9 protein-coding genes are annotated in these 12,373 nt (G+C 63.8%); 6 read left to right on the top strand and 3 right to left on the bottom strand.

Annotated elements, in window-relative coordinates; all coding sequences use genetic code 11:
- The first annotated feature begins 24 nt into the window (after positions 1-24).
- From serB to arcC, 5 genes are all read left to right on the top strand, one after another.
- Positions 25-1,248: a phosphoserine phosphatase SerB gene (gene serB, locus C9F12_RS18675; protein ID WP_108449823.1), complete on the top strand. Its 1,224-nt coding sequence runs from the start codon at positions 25-27 to the stop codon at positions 1,246-1,248.
- 411 nt (positions 1,249-1,659) lie between these two features.
- The gene (gene arcD / locus C9F12_RS18670) at positions 1,660-3,087 is read left to right on the top strand and encodes an arginine-ornithine antiporter (protein WP_108449822.1); all 1,428 of its coding nucleotides are present in this window, start codon (positions 1,660-1,662) and stop codon (positions 3,085-3,087) included.
- A gap of 95 nt (positions 3,088-3,182) precedes the next feature.
- A complete protein-coding gene (arcA, locus tag C9F12_RS18665; RefSeq protein WP_045994512.1) occupies positions 3,183-4,439 on the top strand; it encodes an arginine deiminase in 1,257 nt (418 codons plus the stop codon).
- 74 nt (positions 4,440-4,513) lie between these two features.
- Entirely contained in the window at positions 4,514-5,524 is a 1,011-nt protein-coding gene (locus C9F12_RS18660; RefSeq protein WP_108449821.1) for an ornithine carbamoyltransferase, read from the top strand.
- A 77-nt stretch (positions 5,525-5,601) separates the two neighbouring features.
- Positions 5,602-6,549, top strand: coding sequence for a carbamate kinase (gene arcC, locus C9F12_RS18655; RefSeq protein WP_108449820.1), 948 nt, complete (start codon positions 5,602-5,604; stop codon positions 6,547-6,549).
- A 212-nt stretch (positions 6,550-6,761) separates the two neighbouring features.
- On the opposite strand, the gene C9F12_RS18650 is transcribed toward arcC, so the two are convergent.
- A complete protein-coding gene (locus C9F12_RS18650; RefSeq protein ID WP_108449819.1) occupies positions 6,762-8,093 on the bottom strand; it encodes a glycerophosphodiester phosphodiesterase family protein in 1,332 nt (443 codons plus the stop codon).
- A gap of 607 nt (positions 8,094-8,700) precedes the next feature.
- Here C9F12_RS18650 and leuA point away from each other — a divergent pair.
- Entirely contained in the window at positions 8,701-10,407 is a 1,707-nt protein-coding gene (leuA, locus tag C9F12_RS18645) for a 2-isopropylmalate synthase (protein ID WP_108131447.1), read from the top strand.
- Between the two features lie 315 nt (positions 10,408-10,722).
- Here the strand turns inward: leuA and C9F12_RS18640 are convergent, their stop codons facing one another.
- On the bottom strand, positions 10,723-11,175 hold the full coding sequence (locus tag C9F12_RS18640; protein WP_108449818.1) for an antitoxin Xre/MbcA/ParS toxin-binding domain-containing protein: 453 nt from the start codon (positions 11,173-11,175) through the stop codon (positions 10,723-10,725).
- A 117-nt stretch (positions 11,176-11,292) separates the two neighbouring features.
- Positions 11,293-12,330 carry an EF-P beta-lysylation protein EpmB gene (gene epmB / locus C9F12_RS18635; RefSeq protein WP_108449817.1) on the bottom strand — a complete coding sequence of 346 codons (1,038 nt, stop codon included), beginning with the start codon at positions 12,328-12,330 and terminating at the stop codon, positions 11,293-11,295.
- Between the last annotated feature and the right edge of the window lie 43 nt (positions 12,331-12,373).

Raw genomic sequence — 12,373 nt, 5'->3', positions numbered from 1 at the left:
GCGGGCGCCCAAGGAAGACACACCATGACACGACGAATCCTGATGCGCGCCACCGGCCCGGCCCGACCCGGCCAGCTGGCCGGCCTGGGACGAATCCTGGCCCGCAGCGGCGCGCGCCTTCTGGACATCAACCAGAGCGTGACCTTCGGTATCGTCTCGCTGGAGGCGCTGGTAGCGCTTGACCACGAGGCCGACCTGGAAGGCGCCCTGTCGGGCGCCGGCGATGAGCTGGGCCTGGACGTCCAGGCGATCCAGATCAGCGCCGAGGAGTACCATCGCTGGAGCGAGACCGCGAGTCAGCCGCGCCTGATCATGACCCTGCTGGCGCCGCGACTGCCCGCCGGCATCCTGGCCGAGGTAGGGGCACTGACCGCCGAGCACGGCTTGACGGTGGAGTTGATCCATCGCCTGTCCGGGCGCGAGCCGCTGGACGGCGAGGCGCCGGCCCAGGGTAGCTGCGTCGAGTGCTGGCTGCGCGGCGAGGACGTGGACCTTGAGTCGCTGCGCGAGAAGGCGCTGGCGCTGGGTGCGACCCACGGGGTCGATATCGCCCTGCAGGAAGACTCCATCTGGCGCACCCACCGTCGCCTGGTGTGCTTCGACATGGACTCGACCTTGATCAAGGCCGAGGTCATCGACGAGCTGGCGCGCCGCCACGGGGTCTACGACGAGGTGGCCGAGGTGACCGAGCGGGCCATGCGCGGTGAGCTCGACTTCCAGCAGAGCTTCCGTGAGCGCATGGCCAAGCTGAAGGGCCTGGACGAGTCGGTGCTGGCCGAGATCGCCGAAGAGCTGCCGCTGATGGACGGGGTGGAACAGTTGATGGCCCAGCTCAAGCGCTTGGGCTACCGCACCGCCATCCTGTCCGGCGGCTTCACCTACTTCGCCCGACATCTGCAACAGCGGCTGGGCTTCGACGAGATCCATGCCAACGAGCTGGTGATCGAGGACGGCAAGGTCACTGGCGAGGTGCGCGAGCCGATCGTCGATGCCGATCGCAAGGCCGCGCTGTTGCACCAGATCGCCCAGCGCGAGGGGATCGCCATGGAACAGACCATCGCCGTGGGCGATGGCGCCAACGATCTCAAGATGCTGGCCGCCGCCGGACTCGGTATCGCCTTTCGGGCCAAGCCGCTGGTGCGTGCCCAGGCCCGTCAGAGCATCTCGACCCTGGGGCTTGACGCCGTGCTCTATCTGATCGGCTATCGCCAGGCGGATCTTTCATGCCAGGCGCCGGGCCACGAATAGTCCAGACGACATCGACATCGCCGCTTGGACGCGATGTTTACTTCTACTGCAAGGGAGCCCAGGGCTCCCTTTTTTTGTCCCCCCCATTCCCGCACGGTGCCAGCGAGCCTGAACGTTGTCGCGAACCTGGCAGCTGGGGCATGACACTGCGAGTGCTCGCGAAGCAAAGTTCCCTCGTTCGGGACGAGCCACTGACCACAAATCCGAGGGAAAGGTCGTTGCAAGCGGCCGAGATCAAACAGTGGTGGTGGAGCGATATAACCTGATCGGGGTCGTTATTATGTACGTCGAAAGGCGTAGTTGACACGAGTCAGCAGAGAGGTGTGTACGGCGGTTTCGGTAGCCTCACGGGGCCAAAAAGAGAGTAGCCTGAATTGGCAAACTTTTGGTCCCCACGAGGAAACCCTTCCCATGGAAAATGACACAGGAAAGCTGAGACTCGGCGCCTTGCTCGCGCTGGTCGTCGGCTCGATGATCGGGGGCGGTATCTTTTCGCTTCCGCAGAACATGGCGGCGAGCGCCGCACCAGGGGCGGTGCTGATCGGCTGGGGAATTACCGCGGTCGGCATGCTGGCACTGGTGTTCGTCTTCCAGACCCTGGCCAATCGCAAGCCGGAACTCGACGCCGGCATCTATGCCTACGCCAAGGCCGGTTTCGGCGACTATCTTGGCTTCTCTTCCGCCTGGGGCTACTGGATCAGTGCCTGGCTCGGTAATGTCAGCTACTTCGTTCTGTTGTTCAGCACCCTGGGCTTCTTCTTCCCCATCTTCGGCGAGGGTAATACGCCGGCGGCCATCGGCTGTGCATCGATCCTGTTGTGGGCCGTTCACTTCCTGGTGGCCAGGGGAATCCAGCAGGCGGCCTTCATCAATCTGGTGACCACCATCGCCAAGATCGTCCCGCTGATCATGTTCATCGTGCTGGCCGCCATCGGGTTTCACCTGGACGTCTTCACCATGGACTTCTGGGGTACCGGCAACGCCGATCTTGGCAGCGTGATGGACCAGGTTCGCAACATGATGCTGGTCACCGTCTGGGTATTTATCGGTATCGAGGGCGCCAGCATCTATTCCGCCAAGGCTCGCGATCGTCGCGATGTCGGGCGCGCCACCGTGATCGGCTTTGTCGGTGTGCTTCTGCTGTTGGTGATGGTCAATGTGCTGTCCATGGGCATCATGAGCCAGCCGGAACTCGCCGAGCTCAAGAACCCGTCCATGGCGCTGGTGCTGAGCCAGGTGGTCGGCCCCTGGGGCGGTCATCTGATCAGCCTGGGCCTGGTGATCTCGCTGCTCGGCGCCTTGCTGTCCTGGACACTTCTGTGCGCCGAGATTCTTCACGCGGCCTCCAGCGACGGCACCATGCCTGAACTGTTGAGCAAGGAAAACGCCAACAAGGTGCCGGTCAACGCCCTGTGGCTTTCCAACGGCCTGATCCAGCTCTTTCTGCTGCTGACGCTGGTCAACGAGTCCACCTACCTGAGCCTTCTTTACCTCGCAAGCTCGATGATCCTGGTGCCTTACCTGTGGTCGGCGGCCTACGCCCTGTTGCTCGCGGTAAAGGGGGAAACCTACGAGAAGGAGCCTGAGGTACGCCGCAAGGATCTGTTTGTCGGCGGCCTGGCTACCCTCTACGCGATCTGGCTGCTGTTTGCCGGCGGTATCGACTATCTGTTGCTGTCGGCGCTGCTTTACGCCCCTGGTGCCGTGTTCTTCTACAAGGCCAAGAGCGAGCGTGATGAAAAGGTCTTTACCCCCATCGAGAAGATTATCTTCGCAGTCACTATCGCCTCGGCGCTGGTGGCCACGCTGGGGCTCTATCAGGGGTGGTTGAGTCTGTAGTTATGTAGTTAGACCTCGATGTTCAACATGTTACAGCGGTCAGGTTCATTGATGATGCGGTAGTGACAGTCCCGCAAAAGGGAAGGAGAAACAGAATGAAAAGTGGATCTTCACGATTGGGTGTCTATTCCGAGGTAGGCAAGCTTCGCAAGGTCATGGTGTGCTCGCCAGGGCTTGCTCATCAGCGACTGACCCCCAGCAACTGTGATGACCTTCTGTTCGATGATGTGCTGTGGACCAACCAGGCCAAGCGTGACCACTTCGACTTCGTGACCAAGATGCGCGAGCGTGACATCGAAGTGCTCGAGATGCACAACCTGCTCACCGAAACCCTCGAAAATCGCGACGCCATGCGCTGGATTCTCGAGCGCAAGGTGACCTCCAACCTGGTCGGCTTCGGCCTTGCCGATGAGGTCCGCGCCTGGCTCAGTGAACTGGAGCCACGGCGTCTGGCCGAGTTCCTGATCGGCGGGGTGTCCTGGGCCGACATCACCGAGAGCCACGGAGGCGAGACCCTCAAGACCTTCCGCGACTATCTGGGCCAGTCCAGCTTCGTGCTGCCACCGCTTCCCAACACCCTGTTCACCCGGGATACCACCTGCTGGATCTACGGCGGGGTGACGCTCAATCCGATGTTCTGGCCGGCCCGCCGCCAGGAGACGCTGCTGACCTCGGCGATCTATCGCTTCAACCCGCGCTTCGCCGGCGCCGACTTCAAGGTGTGGTACGGCAATCCCGACCAGGACCACGGTTCGGCCACCCTGGAGGGCGGCGACGTGATGCCGGTGGGCAATGGCGTGGTGTTGATCGGCATGGGCGAGCGCACCTCGCACCAGGCCATCGGTCAGGTGGCGAGCGCCCTGTTCCGGGCCGGCGAGGCCGAACGGGTGATCGTGGCGGGACTGCCCCGGTCGCGTGCCGCCATGCACCTGGACACCGTCTTCAGCTTCTGCGATCGCGACCTGGTGACGGTCTTCCCTGACGTGGTCAAGGACATCGTTCCCTTCAGTCTGCGCCCCGACGAGAGCAAACCCAGTGGCATCGACGTGCGCCGCGAGAAGGGGAGCTTCATCGAGGTGGTGGCCGAGGCGCTGGGGCTGCCGAAACTGCGAGTGGTGGAGACCGGTGGAGACAGCTTCGAGGCCGAGCGCGAACAGTGGGACGACGGCAACAATGTGGTCGCCCTGGAGCCAGGCGTGGTAGTCGGTTACGACCGCAACACCTACACCAACACCCTGCTGCGCAAGGCCGGGGTCGAGGTGATCACCATCAGCGCCAGTGAACTGGGCCGTGGACGGGGCGGCGGTCACTGCATGACCTGTCCGATTCAGCGAGATCCCGTCGACTTCTGACGACGTCGTTACGCGTTACTTCGCTTTTTCTTACTGTGAAGGCGGCTGCCCAGGTGGCCGTCAAGGAGACCCTCATGTCCTTCAATATCCACAACCGTCACCTGCTGTCGTTGATGCATCACTCCGAGCGCGAGCTGCGCTACCTGCTGGACCTGTCGCGGGACCTCAAGCGGGCCAAGTACAGCGGCTGCGAGGCCCAGCGACTCAAGGGCAAGAACATCGCCCTGATCTTCGAGAAGACCTCCACCCGCACCCGCTGCGCCTTCGAGGTGGCCGCCTATGACCAGGGCGCCAACGTCACCTACATCGATCCCACCTCGTCCCAGATCGGGCACAAGGAGTCCATGCGTGACACCGCCCGGGTACTGGGGCGCATGTACGACGCCATCGAGTACCGCGGCTTCAGCCAGGAGGTGGTCGAGGAGCTGGCGGCGTTCTCCGGGGTGCCGGTCTACAACGGCTTGACCGACGAGTACCACCCGACCCAGATGATCGCCGACGTCCTGACCATGCGCGAGCACGCCGAGAAGCCGTTGCACCAGATCTCCTTCGCCTACCTGGGCGATGCCCGCAACAACATGGGCAACTCGCTTCTGCTGATCGGCGCCAAGCTGGGCATGGACGTGCGGATCGCCGCGCCACGTTCGCTGTGGCCGGACGAGGAGCATCTGGCCAACTGCCGGCGCTTCGCCGAGGACAGCGGCGCGCGCATCTGCCTGACCGAGGACCCCCGCGAGGCGGTCAGGGGCGTCGACTTCATCCACACCGACGTCTGGGTGTCCATGGGCGAGCCGGTGGAGGCCTGGGCCGAGCGCATCGACCAGTTGCTGCCCTACCAGGTCAACAAGGTGCTGATGGAGGCCGCCGGCAACCCCAGGGTCAAGTTCATGCACTGCCTGCCGGCCTTCCACAACTGTGACACCAAGGTGGGGCGCCAGGTCGCCGAGCAGTACCCGATGCTGAAGGACGGCATCGAGGTCACCGAGGAGGTGTTCGAGTCGCCGGCCTGCATCGCCTTCGAACAGGCAGAGAACCGCATGCATACGATCAAGGCGGTGATGGTCTCGACCCTTGGCGATGTGTAAGTCACGCACCAACGGATCGGCAAGATAGCCTGGCGGCCCCTGGGCCGCCAGCAACCCCGAACGGGAAGGACACTGTTATGCGTATCACGATTGCCCTTGGTGGCAACGCCCTGTTGCGGCGTGGCGAGGTCATGAACGGCGAGGCCCAGCGCGCCAACATTCGTATCGCCTGCGAGCAGATCGCGCGCATCGCATCAGGCAACGAGCTGGTGATTGCCCACGGCAATGGGCCCCAGGTGGGCCTTTTGGCCCTGCAAGGGGCGGCCTACGATGAGGACAACGTCTTTCCTCTGGATGTGCTGGGTGCCGAGACCGAAGGCATGATCGGCTACATGATCGAGCAGGAACTCGGCAACCTGTTGCCGCCGGAGGTGCCCTTTGCGTCGCTGTTGACCCAGGTCGAGGTGGACGCCGATGACCCGGCCTTCCAGCAGCCGAGCAAGCCCATCGGCCCCATCTATCAGCGCGACGAGGCCTGCCGGCTGGCGGAGCTCAAGGGCTGGACCATGGCGCGAGACGGCGATCACTACCGCCGGGTGGTGCCGAGCCCTAGACCCAAACGGATCTTCGAGATTCGCCCGCTGCGCTGGCTTCTGGAGAAGGGCACCGTGGTGATCTGCGCCGGCGGTGGCGGCATCCCCACGGTCTACGGGGAGGATGGCAAGCTCGAGGGCATCGAGGCGGTCATCGACAAGGACCTGTGCTCATCGCTGTTGTCACAGCAACTCGCCAGCGATCTTTTGATCATCGCCACCGACGTGGACGGGGTCTATCTGGACTGGGGCACCCCGCATAGCCGTCGGGTGGCAATGGCCGATCCCGATAGCCTGGAAGCCCAGGGTTTTGCCGCAGGATCCATGGGGCCCAAGGTGCAGGCGGCCTGTGAGTTTGCTCGTTCAAGCGGCAAGACGGCAGTTATCGGTGCGCTGGCCGATATAGAGGCTATCGTCGCCGGCCACGCCGGCACTCGGGTGAGTGTCAGGGCCACCGGCATAAGCTTCGCCCAGGAGACGACGACTCCTTGAAGGAGGAGCGGGACATGCCTGGTTGCCTGCCCTCGTCTGGAGGCGGCTGGCTACCGCCGATGGGGGAGCGCTCTCCAGGTTGACGATCGTTAGGATGGAGCCCTCGGAATGGCGTTAGGGGCGCCAACGCCACGGAAGGCGTTCTGGCCGGGTGGTTATCCACCCGGCCGTTTTTATGCGTTCCGACTAGATTCGCTGGTGGTCATTGCCGCTTATTTTGCCAGCTCGTCGGCCATGCAGTTGGCGTAGAAGGTGACCGCCGCCGGCCAGTCAGAGAACACCGCCTTGACCCCGATATCGCGGGCCATCACGTCAAGCGCCACCATCTTGTCGCCATCGTTGTCGACGACATTGTCGATGGTCTGGTGGTACCAGGCACCGTCACGGGTCAGCGGCGCCGAGCGCTCGAAGGACCAGGCGATCAGCTCCAGTCCTGCCTCCTTGGCCTTCTCGGCGTAGACCGATGGCACGATGGGCCGGTCTTCGCTGTCCCCCTCGGCCAGCAGCATCCACATCGGCGGGGCCAGAATCTTCACTCCCATATCGGCCAGCTCCTGCATCGACGGCTCCCAGCTTGCGGGATCGGTCACGTCGAAGCCTTCCACGTCATAGCGATCGTCCAGATACACCGCCTGGTCGGCGAACTCGGTGTTGTCGACCCAGTAACGCACGTCATCGAGCAGAAACGACTGGGGAAAGACGTCTTCCGGGGGCACGCCGGCCTCGACGTACTCGTCGATCAGCTTCTGGGCATAGTCCTGCTGGCTCATGCCGTCGAAGGGCATCTCGACGCTCGGTGTCTTCAGCTCCGGGGTCATCTTGACGCCCAGGTCCTGAAACAGCGCGATGCTTTCGGCGTGACTCATCAGGGTACCGCGATCGGCATAGAGCTCGGTGCGCCAGCGTGGGTTGCCGGCCAGGTATGCCTCCAGGGTGTCGGCGCTGGTGTCGACGCCGTCCATGCGGCCTTCCAGGGTCTTGAACTCGGCCAGGGTGATGTCGCTGGTGCAGCACTGGACGTCGGCGGCGTTGGTCAACTTGCCATCGGCATCGAAGGTCGGTGGCACGCTGCACTGCTCGGCAAGCTCGGTCTCGAGGATATTGGTGGTGCCGTGCAGGTCGCACTGGGAGTGGCGGCAGACCAGTTCCTTGTCTTCGGTAAAGGCCACGTCGCACTCGAGCACGCCAGCGCCCATGCGCGCGGCGGCCAGGTAGGATTCCCGGGTGTGCTCGGGGAACATCAGGGGGGCGCCGCGGTGGCCGATGGAAAAGTCGCTCCGGGTGGGCTGCTCAAGGTTGGCCGCGCACTGCTCAAGGGTCGCCTTGAGCTCGGCGGACTGGGCATTGTCCTCGTCCATGTCGTCGATCAGGAAGTAGGGGCGGGGGCCCAGACTGACCGGCAGAGAGGAAGAAGCGCTGGCGTTGGAGGCGTTGTCCTCGGCCATGGCGGGCGCGGCAGCGGCCCCGCAGAGCGCGATGGCAGTGATCGCGCATGACAGTAACGCGGCGAGGGGCGCGGGGCGGCGGTGGTGATGGGCATCCATGGAGCGTCTCCTTTGTGTCAGCCATGCTGAATTATCAGCACGAGTCTGGTGGTGTTGTCAGAGATTACGGTGGTTCCGGGGCGCCGGAATCGCTCTATTACCCTAGTCCGGCTCGAGGACATTCACATGACAGCGAGCGCTCTTGGCGCCCGCGCTGGCGCGCCGCAGTTGACAACGTCGCTGAAGACTGATTTTCTAGAGCGCATGAACATGACATCTCGCCACCTCGACCTACGACTACTACTACGCGTTTGAATGCGCGTGGCGACGCCCTTTGTGCTTGCGTCGCTGGCAGGATCGCCACCAGTCAGGTTGAGTCGAGGTTGCAAGATGTCCGTCAGTACCCAGTGCCCCACCATGAACCCGTCCCGTCACGCCACCTGTGGTGTCCGCTCTCGTCGTTGTGACGATGTACGGATGGCTGGTGCGCGAATTGTCGTGGTCGCTATCGTCTCGGTCCTGGAACGACTTATGACGCCCCGCTCGCCTCTGGCGAGCGGGGCGTCGCCGTTTTCACCTGGCCTTTGCTCACAAGGCGCTGGCCGGGCCGCCCAACAGGCCTTCCAATAACGCTTCGCTCGACACACCCTATTCCGGAGAAAACGCCATGATGCTCAAGGACCCTTCGACCAAGTACCGCCCCTTCGTGGCCGTGGACCTGCCTGATCGGCAGTGGCCCAGCCAGCGCATCGAGACCCCGCCCCAGTGGTGCAGCGTCGATCTGCGCGACGGTAACCAGGCGCTGATCGATCCAATGGACCAGGAGCGCAAGCAGCGCTTCTTCGATCTGCTGGTCAAGATTGGCTTCAAGCAGATCGAGGTGGGCTTCCCCTCCGCCTCCCAGACCGACTTCGACTTCGTGCGCAGCCTGATCGAGGAAGACAAGGTCCCGGACGATGTCACCATCCAGGTACTGACCCAGGCCCGCCCGCACCTGATCGAGCGCACCTTTGAGTCGCTCAAGGGCGCCAAGAACGCCATCGTTCACGTCTACAACGCCACCGATCCGGTGTTCCGTCGCGTGGTATTCAATGTCGACAAGCCCCAGTGCATCCAGATCGCGGTCGATGCCACCACCCAGATCCGTGACCTGATGAAGGCGGCCCCCGAGACCAACTGGACCTTCCAGTATTCTCCGGAGCTGTTCACCACCACCGAGATGGACTTTGCGGTGGAGATCGTCAATGCCGTGCGCGAGACCTTCGGTGCCAGCGCCGACAACAAGATGATCGTCAACCTGCCGGCCACGGTGGAGTGCGCCACCCCCAACAACTACGCCGACCAGATCGAGTGGTTCTGCCGCAACGTCGAGCACCGCGATCACCTGATCGTCAGCGTTCACCCCCACAATGACCGTGGTACCGGTGTGGCCGCCGCCGAACTGACAGTGATGGCCGGCGCCGACCGGGTCGAGGGCACCCTGTTCGGCAACGGCGAGCGCACCGGCAACGTCGACATCGTCACCCTGGCGATGAACCTCTACACCCAGGGCGTCCATCCGGGCCTCGACTTTTCCAACATCACCCCGATCATGCGCGAGGTCGAGCACTGCAACCAGCTGCCGGTCCACCCGCGTCATCCCTACGTCGGCGATCTGGTGTTCACCGCCTTTTCCGGCTCTCACCAGGACGCCATCAAGAAGGGCATGGCGCTGCGCAAGGAAGACCCGGACAGCGTCTGGGCGGTGCCTTACCTGCCCATCGACCCGCTCGACGTGGGCCGCAGCTACGAGGCGGTGATCCGCGTCAACAGCCAGTCCGGCAAGGGCGGCGTCAGCTACCTGCTGGAGCAGGAGCACGGCATCGAACTGCCGCGCCGGCTGTCCATGGAGTTCAGCTTGGTGGTGCAGGAGGTGGCCGATCGGGTCGGCAAGGAGATCACCTCGGCGATGATCTACCAGACCTTCGTCGACGAGTACCTGGCCAAGACCGAGCCCTACAGCCTGGTCAGCCACCGTCTGTCGTCCGAGCCGGACAGCCCGACGGTGACGCTGGAAGCCTGCATCGCCAAGGACGGTGAGCGCCACACCATCAGCGGCGAAGGCAACGGCCCGCTGGCGGCCTTCGTCAAGGCGCTGCGCAGCGAAGGCCACGATATCGAGATCATCGACTACCACGAGCACTCCCGCGGTCAGGGCGCCGACGCCGAGGCGATCGCCTACGTCGAGGTCCGGGTCAAGGGCGAGGCGGTGTTCGGCGTCGGTACCGACGAGAGCATCACCAGCGCCTCGATCAAGGGTGTGATGAGCGCGATCAACCGCTGCCTGTCCACCGAAGAGGTGGCGCCCAACGTCACCGCCGACAGCGTGGCCTGATCCGCGCCGCTGGCAACTGGCGTAAACGCACCGCCCCCGGGGGAGACCCCGGGGGCGGTTTTTTTGCAGCATGCTTGGTGTGGTCCAGGGAGGGGCGTTCTGCGGAGTGGGTCACCAGCAGTCGTTACTAAAGACGTTTATCGGGAGCGAAGGGCATCTCTCGGGCTTTATCGACCATCGCCTTGAAGCTGACATGCGCCGGGTTGATCAGGTAGTTCGTTTCCCTCGGCACGATGACGCTTGGCACCGCGAGATTCGTCACCGACGTTGTGGATTAACTGCTTTCGCAAGGCGAGTGTCTGTCATGAGCGATACTCACACGCAGACGCCGTGCTCGAGCCGTCCAATCAGGTTCAGCACGGCAGCTGTACCAGCCGATGTCACCACCATATCTACCGGCCGCGTGTTTCCAAGACCAGGGGCAGGGGTAAGCAGCCACTGGTTAGTCTGCTGCGTGTCACCCTCGAACAGATCAATGGCGCAGTGGTATACCTCGGCAACACGATAAAGCCGGTCGCCCTCGTCCACGGTGAAGCGGCCAGTCGTCGCTCGACGCCTCAGTGTGGTGGGGGAGATGGCGACAAAGCGTCTCAGGTCCTGCTTTCCTAACCCCGTGAAGGAGGCGAGCATGGAGTACACCTCGTAGGCGACACCATTTCTTAACGCTTCGTGCAGTTGCGGGCCTCGCCGGGGAAGCCCAATGGCGTGCCAGAGGTCACTTTTGTGGTCGGCCTGCTTCGGTCGGAAAACCTTGATGGCAGACTTCATGTTTCACCTTTCCTTGTGGCATCGGTCGATATCACAAAAGAGGACGAGAGGCTGTTGCAGCTTCCCTCGCCCCACGACGGGCCTGATAACCAGCGTACTTTGACGATTGCGTCACAGCTACAACGGCGTCTTGCTGGCTTCGCCGGGGACCTCGCGGACCAGGGTCGGCATCAGGAAGCCGGGCAGGCGGGTGCGCAACTCGTCGACCAGGGCGTTGGCGCGGGCGTCGGCCACGTCGAAGTGGGCTGCCCCGGACACCGGGTCGAAGGCGTGCAGGTAGTAGGGCAGTACGCCAGCCTCGAATAGCCGCTCCGAGAGCGCTTCCAGCGCATCTACCGAGTCGTTCACTCCCTTGAGGATCACGCTCTGGTTGAGCAGGGTCACGCCGGCCTGCTTGAGCCGCGCGCAGGCGCCGGCCACGGCCTCGTCGATCTCGTTGGCGTGGTTGATATGCAGCACCATGACCTTCTGCAGGCGGCTGCCGGTGAGCCACTCGAGCAGGGGGCCGTCGACGCGATCGGGGATCACCACCGGCAGCCGGGTATGCAGGCGTAGTCGCTTGAGATGGGGGATGGCGTCGAGCCGCTCGACCAGCCAGGCCAGCTGGCGATCGCTGGCGGCCAGCGGATCGCCACCGGACAGGATCGCCTCGCGCAGGGTGGCGTCCTCGCGCAGGTAGTCCAGGGTGTCGTCCCACTGGCTGCGTGAGGGCGCGTTTTCCTGGTAGGGGAAGTGGCGACGGAAGCAGTAGCGGCAATTGATCGCGCAGGCGGGGCTGGTGATCAGCAGTACCCGCCCGGCGTACTTGTGGATCAGGCCGCGACGGGCGGTGTGCTGGGCCTCCTGCAGCGGATCGGTGACGTAGCCCTCGGGGTTTGTCTGCTCGGCATCCAGGGGCAGCACCTGGCGCAGCAAGGGGTCGTCCGGGTCTGCGTGGCGCATGCGCGCGGCAAAGGCCTCGGGCACACGCACCTCGAACAGGGAGTGGCCGGCCTCGGCGCCGGGGATCAGGGTGGCGTCGAGCCCCAGGCGTCGGCACAGCTCGCGCGGGTCACGAATGGCGCCGGCCAGCTGGCGCTGCCAGCCGCCGGGGGCGGGAAGTCCCGGCTCATCCGGGGCAGAGCAATGCAAAAGCGTCGAGCTTCGGGTTATCATGCGGGCCATCCATCGATGCGTGCGAGGGGCTTGTCCTCGCAAA

Source organism: Halomonas sp. BN3-1 (genome assembly GCF_003056325.1).
GTDB lineage: Bacteria > Pseudomonadota > Gammaproteobacteria > Pseudomonadales > Halomonadaceae > Halomonas > Halomonas litopenaei.
This window is presented reverse-complemented; position numbering and strand designations above follow the sequence as displayed.